Origin of the sequence: Kitasatospora brasiliensis, assembly GCF_032654805.1 — a bacterium.
In the GTDB taxonomy this organism is placed as follows: Bacteria; Actinomycetota; Actinomycetes; order Streptomycetales; family Streptomycetaceae; genus Kitasatospora; species Kitasatospora brasiliensis.
This window is the reverse complement of record NZ_JAUOOW010000002.1, coordinates 386,094-404,202: the sequence shown is the minus strand read 5'-3', so window position 1 is coordinate 404,202 and position 18,109 is coordinate 386,094. Positions and strand designations below refer to the sequence as shown.

14 protein-coding genes, 1 tRNA gene and 1 riboswitch are annotated in these 18,109 nt (G+C 73.6%); of the genes, 7 read left to right on the top strand and 8 right to left on the bottom strand.

The annotated features are described in order from the left end of the window. Nucleotides 1–201 precede the first annotated feature (201 nt). From QWJ13_RS09690 to QWJ13_RS09675, 4 genes are all read right to left on the bottom strand, one after another. On the bottom strand, nucleotides 202–1,566 hold the full coding sequence (locus QWJ13_RS09690) for an FAD-binding oxidoreductase (protein WP_316522509.1): 1,365 nt from the start codon (nucleotides 1,564–1,566) through the stop codon (nucleotides 202–204). Continuing rightward, nucleotides 1,563–2,003, bottom strand: a complete 441-nt coding sequence (locus QWJ13_RS34340; RefSeq protein ID WP_432277474.1) for a hypothetical protein — start codon at nucleotides 2,001–2,003, stop codon at nucleotides 1,563–1,565. Before QWJ13_RS34340 ends, QWJ13_RS09690 begins: the two co-directional genes overlap by 4 nt. Nucleotides 2,004–2,132: 129 nt before the next feature. Next, nucleotides 2,133–2,220 (bottom strand) — tRNA-Ser (locus QWJ13_RS09680). 63 nt (nucleotides 2,221–2,283) lie between these two features. Further along, nucleotides 2,284–3,948, bottom strand: a complete 1,665-nt coding sequence (locus tag QWJ13_RS09675; protein ID WP_432277493.1) for a S1C family serine protease — start codon at nucleotides 3,946–3,948, stop codon at nucleotides 2,284–2,286. A 361-nt stretch (nucleotides 3,949–4,309) separates the two neighbouring features. After that, a riboswitch (TPP riboswitch) is annotated at nucleotides 4,310–4,454 on the top strand. On the opposite strand from QWJ13_RS09675, the gene QWJ13_RS09670 reads away from it, so the two are divergent. The 4 genes from QWJ13_RS09670 to QWJ13_RS09655 all read left to right on the top strand — a co-directional run bounded on the left by QWJ13_RS09670 (nucleotide 4,447) and on the right by QWJ13_RS09655 (nucleotide 8,603). Further along, nucleotides 4,447–5,853: a purine-cytosine permease family protein gene (locus QWJ13_RS09670; protein WP_316522506.1), complete on the top strand. Its 1,407-nt coding sequence runs from the start codon at nucleotides 4,447–4,449 to the stop codon at nucleotides 5,851–5,853. It overlaps the preceding riboswitch by 8 nt. An 84-nt stretch (nucleotides 5,854–5,937) precedes the next feature. Beyond that, nucleotides 5,938–6,762: a glycerophosphodiester phosphodiesterase gene (locus tag QWJ13_RS09665; protein WP_316522503.1), complete on the top strand. Its 825-nt coding sequence runs from the start codon at nucleotides 5,938–5,940 to the stop codon at nucleotides 6,760–6,762. Nucleotides 6,763–7,142: 380 nt separating this feature from the next. Next, nucleotides 7,143–7,550 carry an ATP-binding protein gene (locus QWJ13_RS34285; protein ID WP_349256126.1) on the top strand — a complete coding sequence of 136 codons (408 nt, stop codon included), beginning with the start codon at nucleotides 7,143–7,145 and terminating at the stop codon, nucleotides 7,548–7,550. Nucleotides 7,551–7,619: 69 nt separating this feature from the next. Then, nucleotides 7,620–8,603 (top strand): DUF5926 family protein, encoded by a 984-nt coding sequence (locus QWJ13_RS09655; protein ID WP_316522500.1) that lies wholly within the window; start codon nucleotides 7,620–7,622, stop codon nucleotides 8,601–8,603. Nucleotides 8,604–8,821: 218 nt separating this feature from the next. Here the strand turns inward: QWJ13_RS09655 and QWJ13_RS09650 are convergent, their stop codons facing one another. Further along, a complete protein-coding gene (locus tag QWJ13_RS09650) occupies nucleotides 8,822–9,457 on the bottom strand; it encodes a bifunctional DNA primase/polymerase (RefSeq protein ID WP_316522498.1) in 636 nt (211 codons plus the stop codon). Between the two features lie 625 nt (nucleotides 9,458–10,082). Between QWJ13_RS09650 and QWJ13_RS09645 the strand changes: the two genes are divergently transcribed. Together QWJ13_RS09645 and QWJ13_RS09640 are read left to right on the top strand one after the other, a co-directional pair. Next, a complete protein-coding gene (locus QWJ13_RS09645) occupies nucleotides 10,083–11,561 on the top strand; it encodes a PP2C family protein-serine/threonine phosphatase (protein ID WP_316522495.1) in 1,479 nt (492 codons plus the stop codon). A gap of 127 nt (nucleotides 11,562–11,688) precedes the next feature. After that, a complete protein-coding gene (locus QWJ13_RS09640) occupies nucleotides 11,689–13,188 on the top strand; it encodes an aminopeptidase P family protein (RefSeq protein WP_432277473.1) in 1,500 nt (499 codons plus the stop codon). A 93-nt stretch (nucleotides 13,189–13,281) separates the two neighbouring features. Here QWJ13_RS09640 and QWJ13_RS09635 read toward each other — a convergent pair whose 3' ends face one another. The 3 genes from QWJ13_RS09635 to QWJ13_RS09625 form a co-directional block, all read right to left on the bottom strand. Next, complete coding sequence (locus QWJ13_RS09635; RefSeq protein ID WP_316522492.1) at nucleotides 13,282–14,475, bottom strand: hypothetical protein; 1,194 nt, start codon at nucleotides 14,473–14,475, stop codon at nucleotides 13,282–13,284. Between the two features lie 267 nt (nucleotides 14,476–14,742). Beyond that, nucleotides 14,743–16,155, bottom strand: a complete 1,413-nt coding sequence (locus tag QWJ13_RS09630) for a hypothetical protein (RefSeq protein WP_316522490.1) — start codon at nucleotides 16,153–16,155, stop codon at nucleotides 14,743–14,745. After that, the gene (locus QWJ13_RS09625; protein ID WP_316522487.1) at nucleotides 16,152–16,829 is read right to left on the bottom strand and encodes an RNA polymerase sigma factor; all 678 of its coding nucleotides are present in this window, start codon (nucleotides 16,827–16,829) and stop codon (nucleotides 16,152–16,154) included. Before QWJ13_RS09625 ends, QWJ13_RS09630 begins: the two co-directional genes overlap by 4 nt. A 235-nt stretch (nucleotides 16,830–17,064) precedes the next feature. Here QWJ13_RS09625 and QWJ13_RS09620 point away from each other — a divergent pair, with 235 nt between their 5' ends. Further along, nucleotides 17,065–18,108, top strand: a complete 1,044-nt coding sequence (locus QWJ13_RS09620) for a helix-turn-helix domain-containing protein (protein ID WP_316522484.1) — start codon at nucleotides 17,065–17,067, stop codon at nucleotides 18,106–18,108. Nucleotide 18,109: the final 1 nt, after the last annotated feature.

Here is an 18,109-nt window from a genome sequence, read left to right as displayed (position 1 = left end):
CCGCGGGCAGCGCCGAGGAGGGCCGGCAGCGCCTCACCGAAACCCGCCTGACCTGGCACTTCATCCCGGAGCACAGCACGGCGGCGGCACCCGAACCGCCGGGCGCACCACCCCGGCGCGCACGAACCACGGACACGCCCCCGAAAACGTCGATCACCCTTCCATGTCGACTTTCCGGCGGCGCGCAGATGTCCCTGGGAATCAGATCATCTTGCCGGGGTTCAGAATTCCCAGCGGATCGAAGACCGCCTTCAGCTGCCGTTGCAGGTCCAGCGCCACCGGGCCCAGCTCGCGGGCCAGCCAGTCCCGCTTCAGCAGACCCACCCCGTGCTCCCCGGTGATCGTGCCGCCCAGCTCCAGCCCGAGCGCCATGATCTCGCCGAAGGAGCGCTGGGCGCGGGCCGCCTGCTCCCCGTCCGAGGCGTCGAAGACGACGATCGGATGGGTGTTGCCGTCTCCGGCGTGACTGACCACCCCGATGGTCAGCCCGTGCCGCTCGGCGATCACCGCGACACCGTCCAGCATCTCCGCCAGCCGGGAGCGCGGCACCGCCACGTCATCGATCATCGTGGTGCCCAGCCGCTCCAACGCGGGCAGCGCCAGCCGCCGGGCGGCCAGCAGCAGATCGGACTCCGCCTGGTCCTCGGCCGGCACCACCTCGGTCGCCCCGGCCGCCCGGCACAGCTCCGCGACCCGCGCCAGCCCCTCCTCCCGGTCCGGACCGTCGAAGGCCACCAGCAGCAGCGCCTGGGTGTGCTCCGGCAGCCCCATCTGCCCCAGCTCGTTGACGGCCCGCACCGAGACCGCGTCCATCAGCTCCATCAGCGACGGGCTCAGCCCACGCGCCATCACCTCGCAGACCGCCGCCCCGGCCGTGTCCGCGCTCGGGAACTCCGCCACCAGCGCCAGCTGCGGGGCGGGCGCGGGCCGCAGCGTCAGCACCGCCCGGACCACCACGCCCAGCGTCCCCTCCGAGCCGACGAACAGCCTCGTCAGGTCGTACCCGGCCACGCCCTTCGCGGTGCGGCGGCCGACGGACAGCAGCCGGCCGTCCGCCAGCACCACGTCCAGGCCGATCACGTACTCGCTGGTGACGCCGTACTTCACGCAGCAGAGCCCGCCCGCGCCGGTGCCGATGTTGCCACCGATCGTGCAGGACTCCCAGCTGGACGGGTCCGGCGGGTACGAGAGGCCCAACTCCTCTACAGCACGCGAGAGTTCGGCATTGACCACACCGGGCTCGACCACCGCGATCCGGTTCACCGGATCGATCTCCAGGATCCGGTTCAGCTTCACCAGCGACAGCACGACGCAGCCGTCCACCGCGTTCGCCCCGCCCGACAGGCCCGTTCGGGCCCCCTGCGGCACCACCGGGACGCGCAGCTCGGTCGCCGTGCGCATCACGTGCTGCACCTGCTCGACCGTCTCCGGGAACACCACCACGGCGGGCAGGCCGGCCGCGCAGAAGCCCGCCATGTCGTGGCGGTACGCGGCGGTCACGTCCGGGTCCACCACGACCGCCCCGGCCGGGAGGCCCAGGGCCAGTCGGTCCGTCAGATCACTCATCGCCGCCTCCGCTCGCCACCCGGCCGCCTCCACCTCCGCACTCTGCCCGCCGTCCGGTACCCGGGCAAGTGGGCCTCGGGGTGGTGGAGTGGTGCCGGGGGCGGGCGGAGGCGGGCCGACCGAGGCGGGCCGACCGGGACGGCCTCCGGCACCGGCACCGCGCCATCGCCCTCCGGCGCGTAACTCGCGGCCACCGCCGTCAGTTGGGCCACCCGGACGGACGGCACCGGCTTCACCACGACATCGTGTGCGGGCGTGGTCCCCTCGCTCTCGATCGTCCGGAGCCTCGCCTCCACCCGGGCCAGCCGCAGCTCGTCGGCCGCGATCGCCCCGGCGAGTCGGGCCCGCCGCAGCCGCAGCAGTCCGATCGCGTCGTAGTGGCGCAGCATCCGCACCGGCACCCGGCCGTGGCCGGCGAAGTCTCCGATGTTCACCATGGTGGGACCACTCCGCCCCCTGCCACCGTGTCAGGGTCAGCCCCCGGCCCGCCGCCCCCGGGAGGAAACACCGAGGGCGGGTGCCGAACGATGTCGGCACCCGCCCTGAGCAGGTGGTTCTCCTACCGGCGGAGAGCGTGGGATTCGAACCCACGGTACGGGGTCACCGCACGACAGTTTTCAAGACTGTTCCCTTAGGCCGCTCGGGCAGCTCTCCAGGCGGAGGTCAGCCTAACGGGTCCGGCGGGGTTCGGCGCACACGTTTCGGCGGGGCCGGGCGTCACTGCTGGTCGCCGACGCGCTCGGCCAGGGTGACCTTGGTGGTGAAGGTCTGACCGTTGCGGGTGTACTCGACGTCGACGGTCTCGTTGGGCTTGTGCGTCCAGATCCGGCTGACCAGCGCGGGGCCGTTCTCGATCGGGGCGCCGCCGAGCTTGGTGATGACGTCGCCCGGCTTGAGGCCGGCCTTGTCGGCCGCGCCGCCGGGGGTGACGGCCGGCTGGCCCTGGATGTCCTTGGTCTGGATCTGCGCGCCGTCGCCCTTGTAGTCGTCGTTGCGCAGCACGTCGAGCTTGGCGTAGACCGGCTTGCCGGTCTTGATCAGGGTGTCCGCGACCCACTTGGCCTGGTTGATCGGGATGGCGAAGCCCAGGCCGATGCTGCCGGCCCGGCCGTTGGCGGAGGCGTTGGACTGGATCGCCGAGTTGATGCCGATCACCGCGCCGCCGGAGTCGAGCAGCGGGCCGCCGGAGTTGCCGGGGTTGATCGAGGCGTCGGTCTGGAGGGCGTTCATGTACGAGGCCTGCGCGCCGGTCTCGTCGCCGGAGGCCACCGGGCGGTCCTTGGCGCTGATGATGCCGCTGGTGACGGTGGACTCCAGGCCGTACGGCGCACCGATCGCGACGGTGGCGTCGCCGACGTTGACCTTGTCGGAGTCGGCCAGCGGCAGCGGGGCCAGCTTGCCCTTCGGCGGGTTGTCGATCTTGACCACGGCGACGTCGTAGCCCTCGGCGTGGCCCAGCACCGAGGCGTTGTAGGAGCTGCCGTCGGCGAACTTGACGGTCAGCTTGCCGCCGTTGAGGGTCGGCGCGACCACGTGGTTGTTGGTGAGGATGTGGCCCTCGGTGTCGAAGACGAAGCCGGTGCCGGTGCCCGACTCGCCGTTGCCCTGCGCCTTGATGGTGACGACGCTGGGCAGCGCCTTCTGCGCGATGGCGGCGATCGAGCCGGGGGCGGGCTCGTTCTTCTGGTGGTCGCTGGCCTGGATGGTGGTGCTGCGGTGGTCGTTCGCGGAGGTGATGCTGTCGCCGCGGTTCGCGACGGTCACGCCGAGCGCGCCGCCGGCCAGACCGGCGACCAGGGCGACGGCCGCGAGCATGGCGACCAGGCCGCCGCGCTTCTTGCCCGGCCCGCCGGGGCCGCCGGCGTGGTCGGCCGGGTAGCCGAGCGGGCCCGCCGGGCCGCCGGGGTAGCCCGCGCCGGCGTCCTGGGTGGGGCCCCAGCCGCCGAGCGGCTGACCGGCTCCGAAGGGGTGGTGGCCGTGCGCGGCGGGTGCGGCGCCGTACCCCTCGTGGGCGCCGGCAGCCGGGACGCCGTGGGTCGGGGTGGCGTACGGGTTGCCGGGCGGCGGCAGGACCGGGGCGGCGGCCGGGGCCACCGGGGTCGGCGGGGCGGGCGGCAGGACCGGCGGCGGCGCGTCGATGTAGCCGGTGGCCGGGTCGACGGCCGGCTCCTGGGCGACGGGCGCGGCAGGCGCCGCGGGCGCGACGGGCGGGACGGGCGGGACGGGGGCGGCGGGCGCCTCCGGTGCGGGCACCTTGCCGAAGGCGACGGTGGGCCGGTGCCCGCCCTCCGCCGCAGCAGCACCCTCCGCCGGAGCGCTCTGGACGGCAGCGGCCTCGACCGGTGTACCGGCGTCCGGCTCGGGCACCCGCCGGAAGGCCATGGTCGGCTTGTGCCCGCCCTGAGCGGGGCCGTCGGAAGCGGCCTCAGCCGCTCCCTGGCCGGCGGGCTGCTCCCCCTGCGGCCCGGTGGGCCCAACCTCGCGCTCGGTGCTCACGGACGACCTCCATAGCTGGCAGAACCAAGGACCATAGTTTTTCGCACTGTCGATTCGATTGCCGTAAGGACCCCTCTGAAGAACTCATAAGAATCCTTAGCCGGCCCCGACGGCCACGCCGACCGACACCGGTACCGACGCCGGGAACGACGGCCGAGGCTCCCTCCCCCGCCGGCCGTCCCGCGATGCGGACCGCGCACGGCTCGGCCTTGGGCGTTCGCCCCCGTCCCGGTTAGCCTGTCGCTCCAAACTGAAACGCGGGAGCTTGGACCCACCAGGCTGAGAGTGCGCATGTCGACCGTACGCCACCGGAGTGACGGACGTTCGAGGGGGCGCTGACCGCCGGAACCTGTCCGGGTAATGCCGGCGTAGGGAGTATCGGCCATGCCGCCTGCTTCGCCATCCTCTTCTTCGGGCGCGAACGCGTCCTCGGACGCCCCCACCTCCGCGACCGCCCTCCAGGAGCGCCCCGCGCACGTCGAGGCCCCCCTGGTCCTGGACACCGAACCGCCGCGCACCCTGAGCTTCCGGGACCAGTTCGCGCTCTGGATGAACCTGGGCGTCAGCCTGATCGGCTTCTCCACCGCCGCCACCGTGCTCGGCGCCCGCGGCAGCGAGCTGTCGCTGGCCGCCGCGGTGACCGCGATCGCGATCGGCACGGCGGTCGGCACCGCGATGCTCGGCGTGGCCGCGCTGATCGGCGCCCGCACCGGCGCCCCCGCGATGGCGAACCTGCGCGGGCTGTTCGGCACCCGGCTGTCCTACCTGCCGACGGTGCTGAACATCGTGCAGTGCGTCGGCTGGGGCGTGTTCGAGCTGCTGACCATCGCGGCGAGCGCCCAGACCGTCGCCCACACCAGCGGCCTGCGCTGGCTGTTCGTCCTGCTCGCGGGCGCGCTGACCACCGCGCTGACCATCTGGCCGCTGGGCTCGATCGCGGTGCTGCGCCGGTTCGTGGCCGGGGCGGTCGCGGTGGCGATGGTGTACTTCACCGTCCAGCTGGGCCGCCAGGGCGTGCCGGACCCTGGCGCGGGCAACTGGCACGGCTTCCTCGGCGCCACCGACGCGATGATCGCGGTGTCGATCTCCTTCGTCCCGCTGGCCGCCGACTACACCCGGCACTCCCGCACCCCGCGCTCGGCGTTCTGGGGCAGCTTCTCCGGCTACACGCTCGCCCAGGTCTGGTGCTACGTGCTCGGCCTGATGGCGCTGCTGCAGTCGGACGGCGACCCGAACCGGATCTTCGACTCCTTCCTCGGGGTCTGGGCCGGCTGGCTGTTCCTGCTGGTGCTGGTGCTGCGCGAGACGGACCAGTCCTTCGCCAACGTGTACTCGACCGCGATGTCGGTGCAGAACCTGCTGCCGAAGGTGGACCGCCGGGTGCTCTCCGGCGCGATCGGCGCCCTGACCACCGTGCTGGCGCTCCAGATCGACGAGTTCACCGACACCTACTACGGCTTCCTCGGCCTGATCGGCTCGGTCTTCGTGCCGCTGCTGGCGGTGCTCGCCGTCGACTACTTCCTCGGCGCCGGACGGCACGGCTGGAACCTCTCCGCCGAGGCGCCGTCCCGCTGGCTGATGCTGCTGCCGTGGGCGCTGGGCTTCGCGGTCTACCAGTTCATCGCGCCGACCCAGGTGGCCGGCTGGTGGACGGACTTCTGGACCTCCGCCCAGGAGACGCTGCACTTCACCCCGCAGGAGTGGACCTCCGCCTCGCTGTTCGCCTTCCTGGTGCCGGCCCTGGTCACCTGGGCGCTCACCCCGCTCAGCCGCCGCGCCGTTCGCGCCTGAGACGACCGGAGAACAGCGAAGACGGCCCCACAGGTTGGGGCCGTCTTCGTCCGCGCGTCACCTGCGCCGCCTATCGTGGGGCCCGTGACCAGCCCAGACCTGTCCTCGGCGGCGGCGCGCACCGCGCCGCCCGTCCAGGTGATCGCCCACCGCGGTTCCTCCCACGCCCTGCCCGAGCACACCCTCGCGGCCTACCGGCGCGCGCTCGACGAGGGCGCCGACGCGCTGGAGTGCGATGTCCGGGTCACCGCCGACGGCGCGCTGGTCTGCGTGCACGACCGCCGGATCGGACGGGTCTCCAACGGCCAGGGCACCGTCTCGGCGATGACCCTCGCCGAGCTGGAGGCGTACGACTTCGGCGCCTGGAAGACCGGCCGCCCCAGCACCGACCCGGAGCTGCGCGGCGTGCTGCGGCTGGAGCGCCTGCTGGAGCTGGTGGTGGAGTGCGGCCGCCCGGTGGACCTGGCGATCGAGACCAAGCACCCGGTGCGCTTCCGCGGCCGGGTGGAGGCCGAGCTGCTGCGCACCCTGGAGCGGTTCAAGATCGGCGCGACCCGGGAGGGCGACCGCCCGACCGCCCGGATCATGAGCTTCTCCTCGATCGCGCTGAACCGGGTGGCCGCCGCCGCGCCGGAGTACCGGAGGGTCTTCCTCTTCGAGCGGCCGCTGCCGCTGCTCGGCCGGCTGCGCGAGGGCTCGCCGCTGCCGGGCGGGGCGCGGATCGCCGGCCCGGGCATCGAACTGGTGCGGGCCCGGCCGCGGCTGGTGACCCGGCTGCGCGAGCTGGGGCACCAGGTGCACGTGTGGACGGTGGACGAGCCGGCCGACGTCGAGCTCTGCCTGGAGCTCGGGGTGTCCGCGATCATCACCAACCGGCCCGCGGAGGTGCTGGCCCAGCTCGGCCGGTGATCCCTGATCTGATCACTCTGGTCGGCAGTCAAACCTTCCTTGCGCGATATTGCCGGAATTCTTTCACCTGGGCGACAGAGGGTGAGCGCGGAATGACCTGATGTCGACCGTCGGTTGCCGCACTCGAAATGAGCCCGTGGGATCGTCCGGTGCTCGTTTCCGACGCATTACCAAGGGGCATCTCTCCCTCGGCAAACGCTGAAGGAGGTCCGGGGGTGGCGTTGATGGTGGCGCGTGAAGTGCCGACTTCATCGACCATGGCAGTGCCGCACGGCCCAGCGAGTGTCGGGGTCGCGCGGCGCCGACTGCGTCGAGATCTGGGTGACCGGCAGATACCGGAACCGGTCATCGATGATGCCGTTCTGATCCTTTCCGAACTGTTGAGCAACGCCTGTCGCTACGCCCGTCCGCTCGGCCCGCTGCCGGCCCTGGGCCGCAGCGCCCGGGCCGAGGTGCTCGGGCAGGTGCTGGTCGGTGTCCCGTCCGGGGCGCACCCCGCGCCCGCCGACCGGAAGTCCGCCGAGCCGGACGGCGGGGTGCTGGTCCGCTGGCAGATGCACGCCGACGGGGTGCTCACCCTGGAGGTCACCGACGGCGGATCGGCCACCCGGCCGCTGCCCGCGAGCCCGTCGCTGACCTCGCGCGGCGGCCGCGGCCTGAGCATCGTCGACCAGCTGGCCAGCGACTGGGGCGTGCGCGACGCCCCCGGCGAGGTCACGGTCTGGGCGGCGCTGCCCGCCCGGGCCCGGCACGCCCGGCGCACCGGAGGCGATGCCCGTAGCGCGTGAGCCGGGCTCGGGAAATGTGTCGTTAGGCTTCCCGGGACACAGGACCACCGTTCCCGGGAGAGCCGCAGCATGGGCAAGAAGGCCGCCAAGAAGGCGCCGCAGCGCCAGTCCACCACCGCCGTCACGGGCGAGATCCCCGTGGTCGGGGCCCGCGAGGACTGCCCCTGCGGCTCGGGCCGTCGGTACAAGGCGTGTCACGGCCGGGAGGCCGCGCACGCGGTGCAGGAGCTGGTGCACCGCCCGTTCGAGGGCCTGCCGGGCGAGGCCGACTGGGTGGCGCTGCGCGAGCTGGTGCCCGCCGCCACGGTGCCGCTGGCGCTGGCCGCCGGGGTGGCCGAGGGCGCGAGCGGTGACGTCCCGTCGGTGACCCTGGCCACCGTGCTGCCGCTGGCCTGGCCGGCCCTGCGCCGCCAGGACGGCTCGATCCTGCTCGGTCTCCAGACCCAGTCCTCCTCCGGCGACCTCAGCCGCGACCTCGCGGACGCCCTGGAGCTGGCCCTGGCCACCGAGCCGGGCAGCCCGGTGCCGGCCCGCCGGACCGTCCCGGGCGGGCGCCGCCTCCAGGACCTGCTGGACACCACCGCCGCGTTCACGCCCGCCGTGCACACCGGCTTCGAGTTCTGGCTGGAGGACGCCGAGTCCGCCACGGGCGAGGTCGCCGCCTCGCTGGAGCGCGCCAACGCCTCGGCCATCCCGACCGAGAAGCTCGCCAGTGTGGACGCCGCGTACTGGTGCGGCACCCCGGACAAGAACCACCTGCGCTGGGTGATGACCGTGCCGGAGGAGCAGCTGCTGGACGCGCTGGCCCGGCTGAACGCGGCCGGCGAGGCCTCGCTCGGCGCGGACACCCGCCTGGTCGGCTCGTTCCGCGCGCACGGTCTGACCGTCCCGGTGTGGGACCTCCCGCTCGCCATGACCGCCGCCGACTGCGAGAAGCCGGCCGCCGAGTTCGCCCAGCGGCTCGCCTCCGTGCTCGCCGACGGGACCCCGCTGACCGCCGAGGAGCGGCGCGCCCGCGCGAACCTGGTGAACCGTCAGGTCACCCTGAACTAAAGCGCTCGGGATCCGCGTGATACGCGTCACACTGTCGCGGTGAACGCGCAATTTCCGGGCGTGCAGGGCGTCTTGGAAATTGGCGTGGACGCGGATCCTTGTTACTGTCTAAAGAGTCCGGCCGCTGGTGCATCCCCCGTCGCCAGCGGTCGGATCTTTTGCTTTCCGGGGCGACTTGACGCAGTGCCCTGACGGAACACCCGGCGGGGCGCCCGCCTTCAGTAGGCCGAACGTCCGCTGTCCAGCCGGACCGTCGCCTCCACCAACTCCCCCAGCAGCGGCCCGACCTGCGGCAGCCAGACCCCACCGCCGGCTCCCGGCCGCGGCGCCAGCACCCAGCGCACCCGGCCGGCCGTACCGCCGGGCGGCAGCGGCAGGAAGCCGCCCGGCCCGTGGTAGCGCAACGAGCCTGGCACCCAAGGGAGTTGAGCGAGCATCTCGCCGAGCATGTCCAGCGAGTACGGCGCCACCAGCAGCGCGTAGCGGCCCGGCATCGCCAGCACCGGGCCGAGCGGCAGCCGCAGCGCGCCCAGGTAGACCAGCGCCCGGGCGCCGGCCTCCGCGGGCAGGCTGACCGCCGACACCGCGGAGCCGGTGGCCACCAGCACCGCCGCGTCCGGGCTCTGCCGCTCCCACCACCAGCGCACCATCCGGGCGTCCGTGGTGGCGGCCAGCAGCGAGGGGTCGTGCGGGTGCGCACCGGGGACGGCGCAGTCCAGGTCGCCGCAGGAGCAGCGGCCGTCGCGCAGCACCGCGCCCGGCACCACGGGCCAGCGGTGTTCGACGGCGGCCGTCAGGGCCGCGGCCAGCCGGGCGGCACGCACCTGGGACCGGTCCTTCGGGTTCTCACGCATGGCGCTCGTTCCTTTCCCTGACCGCTCGGTTCGCTCCGCCCCGCCGGCGCCGTCGGGATCCTCCGCGCGGGCCCGCCGCGGCACGGCCCCGGACGAACGGGGGCGGCGGCAGGACGGACGGCGCGGCTTCGACGTGAAGCAGGTGTGGAGCACGACATGAAAGGGCCGCGCACTGGAACAGCCCTTGGAACGAGAATCCCGTACGCGACCGGATGGACGCTGCCCGAGCGCGCTTGGTTCCACCGTACGAGTGAGAGAGTTCCGGCCGGAGCGGCTCGCGGGCGGCACGGACATACGATCCGGACGGCCACCCGGACCGTCCTCCCCGTTCTGCCCGTTCGCGGCCCGCTCCATGCCTCTCGGACACCTCCCCCCGGCCCGACCGGCGCGCGCACGACCGCCGCGCGCCCCCCGTCCGGGTCGCGGGAGCTGTGGAACCGGCCACCGCGTCGGTCCTGGATCTGGACATGCCCCGAATGGCCTGTGTAGAAGTGGTGGCATTGCTGTCGATCAATGACGAGTAGTAGCGAATCGAGGCGAAACACGCCCTTCGGCCGTGCTCGCTCCACATTGGCCTTATCTGGGGGTTTCGCATGGCACGTAGCACCGCGTCAGGAGTGGCGGCATGAACGAGTCCCACCCGTCGACGGCCCTCCCGTCGACGACGACCGCCGAGCCGGACGGACCTGGCTGCGCAGGCGGGCTCACCGTCCTCGATCCGCCGGACCGGACCGGCGCCGATGACGCCACCGACGGCCCCGACGGCCCCGACGGCCCGGACGGCCCGGCGGACGACCGCACGGCGCCGTCCGCTGCCGTGCAGGACCGTTTGGCCGGACGCCTGTCCGATATCACCAGCCTGCACGAGCACACCGAGCAGCTAGCCCGGACCCGCGGTCTGGCCGCCACCCTGGACACGGTCCTCGCCTCCGGCGCCGCCCTGCTCGGCGCCCGGCGCGGCATGCTGGTCACCCGGCTGCCCGGCGGCGGGCCCGGACAGCCGGTCGGCTTCGGCCTCGACCGCGCCAGCCTCGGCGCCCTGGAGACCGTCCCGGCCGAGCAGAGCCTGCTGGCCCGGCTGCTGCGCGACCAGGACCGACCCGCCCAGCTGCACTCCCGCGATCTCGCCGAGGACCCGGCCATCGGCCCCCGACTGGGCGAGCTCGCCGTCCACCTCGGCCTCGGCGGCGCCTTCGGCCTGCCGCTCGCCACCGACGAGGACGGCCCGCTCGCCGCCGCCCTCTGGTTCTACGACGAGCCCGCCGAGCCGACCGAGTGCCAGCGTGCCCTGGCCCGCCACTACTGCGAGATCGCCTCCCCGCTGCTGGCCAAGCAGCTGGAGGCGGACCGGATCGCCCGCACCACCGAGGCGCTGCGCCGCGGCCTGCTGCCGGACCGGCTCCCCCGGGCGGCCGGGCTGCGGCTGGCCGCCCGGCTCGTCTCGGCCGGGCTGGAGCACTCCTCCGGCAGCGACTGGTACGACGCCATCCCGCTGCCGGACGGCACCATCGGCCTCACCGTCGGCTCCGTCTCCGGCGACGGCCCCGGCGCGGGCCCCGGCTCCGCCCCCGGCGCGGCCGCCGCGATGGGCAGGGTCCGGGCCGCGCTGCGGGCGTACGCGGTGCTGGAGGGCGAGGACCCGGTCTCCGTGCTGGGCGACCTGGAGCTGCTGCTCAAGACCACCGAGCCGGCCCGCACCGCCACCGCCCTGTACGCCTGGGTCGAGCCCGAGGAGCGCCGGATCACCCTGGCCGGTGCCGGGCACTGCCCGCCGGTCCTGGTCGGCCGGCACGGCGCCGAGTTCGTGGAGACCTCGCTGTCCGCCCCGCTCGGCATGCTGACCTGCTGGGAGGCCCCCGGGGTGGAGTTCACCGCCGAGCGCGGCGACACCCTGCTGCTCTACACCGAGGGGCTGGCCCGGCGCTGCGGCCCGACCCTGCACGCCGGGCAGGCCAACCTGCGCCGGGCCGCCGCCGACGCCCCGCGCGACGTGCGGACCGACCCGGACCGGCTCTGCGCCCACCTGCTGGCCGTCTGCCCGGGACCGGAGGCGCTCACCGCGGCCACCGACGACCTGATGCTGCTGGCGGCGCGCTTCGAGTGACGGTTCGGGCCCGGAGCATGCGGGCGGCCGGGCGTCCGTACCATGGACGGACGGCCGCCCGCGCGTGTCGCGATCCGACACCTCCCCCCGACGGGCGGCAGTACCACCCCCCAAGGAGGCGTTGCACGTGACCGAGGACCGTACCCCCGCCGTGGCCGAGAACCCCGAGGCCGAGGGCGGCGAGGAGCCCGAGCAGTTCAAGGGCCGCAAGAACGGTCTCTACGGCGAGATCTCCGACGAGCTGGCCGCATCGATGAAGTCCGGCTGGGCCGACACCGAGCTGCACGGCCTCGCCCCCGTCGCCCAGGCCCCGTACGCGGCCGAGCGCCGCGCCAAGCTGTCCGCCGCCTTCCCCGGCGAGCGCCTGGTCGTCCCGGCCGGCAACCTGCGGGTGCGCTCCAACGACTGCGACTACGCCTTCCGCGCCGCCAGCGAGTACGTCCACCTCACCGGTGACCAGACCGAGGACGCGGTGCTGGTCGCCGAGCCGACCGGCGCGACCGGCCACGAGTTCACGCTCTACCTGCTGCCCCGCTCCGACCGCGAGAACGGCGAGTTCTGGCTGGACGGCTACGGCGAGCTGTGGGTCGGCCGCCGGCACAGCCTGAGCGAGCAGGAGCAGCTGCTCGGCCTGCCCGCCCGCGACGTGCGCAAGGCCGCCGAGGAGCTGGCCGCCAAGGCCGCCGACCCCGCCGTGCCGACCCGGCTCGTCCGCGGCTACGACGCCGGCCTGGAGACCGCGCTGGCCGACGCCCTGGACGCCGGCAAGGACGCCGAGTTCAAGGAGTTCCTGAGCGGCCTGCGGCTGGTCAAGGACGCGTGGGAGATCGGCGAGCTGCGCGCCGCCTGCGACGCCACCGTCAAGGGCTTCACCGACGTGGTCCGCGAGCTGGGCCAGGCCGTCACCACCTCGGAGCGCTGGATCGAGGGCACCTTCTGGCGCCGCGCCCGGGTCGAGGGCAACGACGTCGGCTACAGCACCATCGCCGCGGCCGGCCCGCACGCCACCACCCTGCACTGGGTGCGCAACGACGGCGACGTCCGCCCCGGCGAGCTGCTGCTGCTGGACGCCGGCGTGGAGACCAGCACCCTCTACACCGCCGACGTCACCCGCAGCCTGCCGATCGACGGCCGGTTCACCGAGCTCCAGCGCCGGATCTACGACGCGGTGTACGACGCCCAGGAGGCGGGCATCGCCGCGGTGCGGCCCGGCGCCCGCTTCCGCGACTTCCACGAGGCCTCGCAGCGCGTCCTGGCCGAGCGGCTGCTCGCCTGGGGCCTGCTGGACGCCTCGGTGTACGACGTCGAGAAGGTCCTGGAGCTCGGCCTCCAGCGCCGCTGGACCCTGCACGGCACCGGCCACATGCTCGGCCTGGACGTCCACGACTGCGCCCACTCGCGCCGCGAGGAGCACGTCGACGCGCTGCTGGTGCCCGGCATGGTGCTGACCGTCGAGCCCGGCCTGTACTTCCAGCAGGACGACCTGACGGTGCCGGAGGAGTACCGCGGCATCGGCGTCCGGATCGAGGACGACATCCTGGTCACCGCCGACGGCAACGAGAACCTCTCGGCCGGCCTGCCCCGCCGCGCCGAGGACGTCGAGGCCTGGATGGCCTCGCTGGCCTGAGCGCCGTAGCGGACGTGCGAGAGTGCACGTGAGAGGGCCCGGCCTCCCGAGCAGTGGGAGGCCGGGCCCTCGGTCATCGGCGGGCCCGCGGTGTCAGTTCGCGGCACGCAGGAGGACGGACCGCTCGGCGGACTTGTGGCCGTTCGACGCCGCGCTCACCCGGATGTCCACGTCGGACTTCGGGGTCTCCTTGAACGTGACCCGGAAGGTGTACTCGACCGTGTTGCCGGTGCCGGCGCCCGGCACGTTCGGGGCGTCCGCGACCGGGCCGCAGTCGTCCGTCATGGCGACCGGCTGCCACACGTCGCCGACCAGGGCCTCCAGCGTGACGTCGTTCGAGTTCAGCCCGTGGGCGCTCCACAGGGACACCTGGGGGCGCAGGCCCGCGGTGCCGTCCGGCGAGGAGACCTTGAAGTCGAACGGGATCGGGTCCTTGGTGATCACGCCCTTGGCCGGCAGCCGCACCGAGAGGATCTCCGGGCTGTGGCTGTCGACGACCACGGCGTTCAGCTCGGCCTTCGCCATGTCGAGGTAGTTCTTGGAGTTCGGCACGGGGGCGTCCGCCTCGATCGTGATGTGCCCCGGACGGTTGGCCGTGGACAGCCGCATCCGGTACTCGATGGTCCGGCTCTCACCGGCGGCCAGGGTGAAGGCCGCGTCGTTGGCCGTGCCCGCGTAGTCCATCCCGCCGCCCATGCTGAGGTGGTCCAGCGTCTTCCAGCCCGAGGCGTCCTTGCGCTCCAGGGTGCCCTCCGCCGCCGCGACCTGCAGCGTGCAGGGCGCGCCCTCGTACTGCTGGGTCGCCACCACCGGGGCCACGCCGCGGGTGCCGGTGGCGTCGTTGTTCTTCCAGGTGACGGTGAAGGGCACCAGGTCGTTCAGCTCGATCTTCCCGCCCTCGCGCAGGCCGCCGAAGGTGATGCCGATGCCGCCGCCGGGGGTGGCGGGGGCGGGCTTGGCCGCGCTCCCGGCGTTGACCGCGGTCTTGGCGGCGGTCTTGGCGGTCGAGACGGCGGGGGCCTCGGCGCCGCCCTTGGCCTCGGTCCTGGCGCCGGCCGGCGCGGCGGCCGGAGCGTTCGGGGCGGTCGCGGTGGCCGGGGCCGTCGGGACGGCCGGGACGGCGCCCGCACCGGGAGTGGCCGAGGAGGCGGCCGCGGGCGTGGTGACCGGCGCGGAGGCGGCGACCGCGGCCCCGCCCTCCGTCGGGCCGCACGCGGTGACGCCGATGGCGGCGACGACAGCCAGCGGAACAATCTTCGCAATACGGGCGATAACGGACGCGCTCATGTGACAGTCCCCCCATAGGACAAGGTGATGGTGTATCGGAAAGGACGGGCGCCTACCGTCGCGCCCCCTGAGCCGGCCCGAGCCCCCCGGCTCTTCGCCGGCCGCTCTCCCGCCTCTCACTGACATAGACGCCCGTCCCCGCGAAGGGTTGCAGCCGGGTTCGAATTATTTTCTGCGGCCTCTCACCGACCGCTCCCCGGAACGCCGAAAGGCGCCGCGACCAGGGGAACCCCCGGTCACGGCGCCTCGACGACGGCCCGTGGCAGGCTACTTGGCGACCACCCGGACCGGGACGGTCTTGCTGCCCACGGTCGAGAGAACCCCCGCGTCCGGGATGACCAGGGCCTCGGCGGTCACCGGCATGACCCCGGCGCCGTCCTCCTTGGTCAGCGTCATCCGGTACTTCAGCGTCACGCTCTGCCCGGCGGCCAGGGCGAAGCTCCCGTCGGTGGCGGGCGAGCCGGCGAGCGGCCGGTTGAGGTTCACCGTCGTCCAGGCCCCGCCGTCCTGCCGCTCCAGCGTCCCGTGCACGGTCGGCTGGCTGCCGCCGTACGACTCGGCGACCACGTGCGGGGTCACCTGGGCGAAGCCGGACTTGCCGGTGTTCTTGAAGGTGACCGAGAAGGTCGTCGCGGTGCCGTCGTTCGGCACCTCCCGGCCCGTGACGAGACCGTCCATCGAGACGGCGACGGAGGACCCGGTGGCCGCCGCCCCGCCGGGCGGCTGGTGGCCGCTGACGTCCAGGGTGTCGAGGATCGAGACCAGGGCGGGCTGGTAGTCGGACTTCAGCCCGTTCGCCACGATGAACACCTGGTCCGTGTTGAGCCCCCACAGCTGGGCGGTGAAGCTGTCACCCGGCTGGCAGGTCACCTGCCACGTCGTCTTGTCGATCGTCTTCCCGGCCACGATGTCCCTGGTCCGCGCCGGGGCGCTGACCGAGGAGTAGCCGTTGGCGGGGAGGTAGGGGTGGCCCCAGACCGGGCAGTTCGGCTGGTGGCCCCAGCCCGAGTCGGAGGTCAGGTCGGCCATCGAGGGCCAGGCGCCGCCCTCGGTCTCCTCCGTGGTGTTGTAGGCCACGACCAGGACGCCGTACGGCTCGCAATCCCGCTGCGTCCACCCCTCCTGCAGGTCGGTCGGCGCGCCCGGACTCAGCACGCAGACCCGGTCGGCGGAGATCGGCACGGCCTTCCAGCCGGCCGGGACCTTGAACTTGACGCCCCGGAGGTTGTACGAACTCGCCGGAGGCAGCGGGGGGGTGGTGTTCTTGGGGGTACTGGTCTCGCCGCCGTCGGGCAGCACGACGTCGGTCGGCGCGCCGGTGGGGGCGGGGGTGTCGGCCGGGGCGGCCGTGGGGCTGGGCTCGCCGGTCGGCTCGGGCGTCGGGCTCGGCAGGACGGACACGGTGGCGGCCGGCGGCGGCACCTCGTCGTGGGCGACCGGGTCGCCGTGGAAGGTGAGCACGCTGACCGCCATCGCGGCGGCCAGGCCGAGCGGCACGGTGATCGCGTACACCGGGCGCAGCCGGCGGATCCGGTTCTTCGGGGGTGCGGCCGGGCGCAGGCTGGCCGCGGTGACCATGGAGGCCCGGGCGTTCATCGCCTCGCGGAGCAGCCGTTCCGTCGGGGTCTCGGCCGGCCCGTCGCCGTCGCCGCCGATGCGGCGGGAGAACTTGTCGGTCATCGAACCTTCTCCAGGTGCTTTTCCAAGGCGTCCAGAGCGCGACTGGCGGTGGACTTCACGGCACCCCGGGACAGTCCCAGGGTCTCGGCTATCTGCGCCTCCGACAGATCGGACCAGTAGCGCAGCACCAGCACCTCACGCTGGCGGGGGGTCAACTCCTGCAGGGCCACCAGCACCCGGCGGTGCTCGTCGTTGAGGACCGCGTGGTCCTCGGCGGACGGCGCGTCGACCTCGTGCGGCGGCACGTACTCGCGGGCGGTCTTGCGACGGCGCAGCATCGAGCGGGCGCCGTTGACCACAGAGGTCCGCAGGTAGCCGAGCGCGTTGTCGAGGTCGTCCAGCTCCTCGCCGTAGCGCTGGTAGAGCTGGGTGAAGGCGTCCTGGACGACGTCCTCGGCCAGGTCCTGGTGGTCGACCAGCATGACCGCCATCCGGACCAGACCGAGCCGGTGGGCGTGGTACAGGTCGGTCAGGGTGGGCCGCTCCTCGACCGGCTTGCGGCCGCCGCGCAACAGGCGGAAGCCGGAACGGCGCTGCTTCGCCTCCTGCTCGGTGACGATGCCGGCGAGCGGTTCGCCGGCCTCCTGCGCGCCGAACAGCACGGCGACCATCCCTCGGATGGAGAAGCCACGCCCTCCTGTCGGCGCGGCGGTCGGCCCGATGGCCATGGACATGCGCGTTTCCGCTTTCCCCCGGGACGGTGACGGCGCCGGCCGTTCCGTCAGGTCACCTGATCAAGATCGTGATCGGGAGGGATCATTCCAGTGGCCCTGGGTTCGGTTCCCTCCACCCCCTCTCCAAGGACGTGTGACGGGCGCGGAGGTTGCAGGTGGATTCGAAGAAATTTCGGCGGCGGCCGCGGCGGCTACACTCGCCGGCAGTTCCGCCACCCGTGAGCAGGGGGTTCGCATGGCCGAGCAGGACGTCGAGGGTCCACGACCGGTGGCCGTCGCCATCGGCCGGCGCCCGGAGCCCGTGCACGACGTCGCGGTGTACGCCTTCGCCGGGATGGCGCCGTTCGAACTCGGCGTGGTGGTCGAGGTCTTCGGGCTCGCGCGGCCCGAGCTGGCCGGGCTGCTGGCGGCGCCCTGGTACGGGCTGAAGGTGTGCGCCGACCGGCCCGGGACGGCGCTGGACGCGGTGGGCGGCTTCGCGCTGACCGCCCGGCACGGGCTGGACGAGCTGGCGGCGGCCGACACCGTGGTGATCCCCGGGGTGCCGAACGCGTTCGGCGGGGAAGTCTCCGCCGGGCTGGTCGAGGCGCTGCGCACCGCGCACGGGCGCGGCGCCCGGATCGTGTCGATCTGCGGGGGCGCCTTCGCGCTGGCCGCCGCCGGACTGCTGGACGGCCGGGAGGCCACCACCCACTGGCGGTACGCCGAACTGCTCCAGCAGCGCTACCCGGCGGTGCGGGTCAACCCGGACGTGCTGTACGTGGACGGCGGCGACGTGCTCACCAGCGCGGGCAGCGCGGCCGGCATCGACCTCTGTCTGCACCTGATCCGCCGGGACCACGGCGCCAAGGTGGCCAACGCGGTGGCCCGCCGCTTCGTGGTCGCACCGCACCGGGACGGCGGGCAGGCCCAGTTCATCGAGGCGGCGGTGCGACCGGTCGAGGACGAGGAGGACGGGATAGCCCGCAGCATGCAGTGGGCGCTGGACCACCTGTCGACCCCGCTGACCATCTCGCAGCTGGCCCGGGCCGCCCGGATGTCGGACCGCTCGTACCTGCGGCACTTCACCGCCCGCAACGGGACCAGCCCGATGCGCTGGGTCGTCACCCAGCGCATCGCGGCCAGTCTGGCGCTGCTGGAGTCGCCGGAGGGGACGGTGGAGGAGATCGCCGCGGCGGTCGGCTTCGAGAGCGCCGCGACCTTCCGGCACCACTTCGGCCGGGTGATGCGCACCTCCCCGACCGCCTACCGGCGCTCCTTCGGGCGCGGGGTGGCCTGAT

Excerpts from the sequence above, each read along its gene's own strand:
- QWJ13_RS09690 (WP_316522509.1), bottom strand. The coding sequence starts at position 1,566 with ATGAGTGATCTGACGGACCGACTGGCCCTGGGCCTCCCGGCCGGGGCG.
- QWJ13_RS34340 (WP_432277474.1), bottom strand. The coding sequence starts at position 2,003 with ATGGTGAACATCGGAGACTTCGCCGGCCACGGCCGGGTGCCGGTGCGG.
- QWJ13_RS09675 (WP_432277493.1), bottom strand. The coding sequence starts at position 3,948 with ATGGCCTTCCGGCGGGTGCCCGAGCCGGACGCCGGTACACCGGTCGAG.
- QWJ13_RS09670 (WP_316522506.1), top strand. The coding sequence starts at position 4,447 with ATGCCGCCTGCTTCGCCATCCTCTTCTTCGGGCGCGAACGCGTCCTCG.
- QWJ13_RS09655 (WP_316522500.1), top strand. The coding sequence starts at position 7,620 with ATGGGCAAGAAGGCCGCCAAGAAGGCGCCGCAGCGCCAGTCCACCACC.
- QWJ13_RS09650 (WP_316522498.1), bottom strand. The coding sequence starts at position 9,457 with ATGCGTGAGAACCCGAAGGACCGGTCCCAGGTGCGTGCCGCCCGGCTG.
- QWJ13_RS09645 (WP_316522495.1), top strand. The coding sequence starts at position 10,083 with ATGAACGAGTCCCACCCGTCGACGGCCCTCCCGTCGACGACGACCGCC.
- QWJ13_RS09635 (WP_316522492.1), bottom strand. The coding sequence starts at position 14,475 with ATGAGCGCGTCCGTTATCGCCCGTATTGCGAAGATTGTTCCGCTGGCT.
- QWJ13_RS09630 (WP_316522490.1), bottom strand. The coding sequence starts at position 16,155 with ATGACCGACAAGTTCTCCCGCCGCATCGGCGGCGACGGCGACGGGCCG.
- QWJ13_RS09625 (WP_316522487.1), bottom strand. The coding sequence starts at position 16,829 with ATGTCCATGGCCATCGGGCCGACCGCCGCGCCGACAGGAGGGCGTGGC.
- QWJ13_RS09620 (WP_316522484.1), top strand. The coding sequence starts at position 17,065 with ATGGCCGAGCAGGACGTCGAGGGTCCACGACCGGTGGCCGTCGCCATC.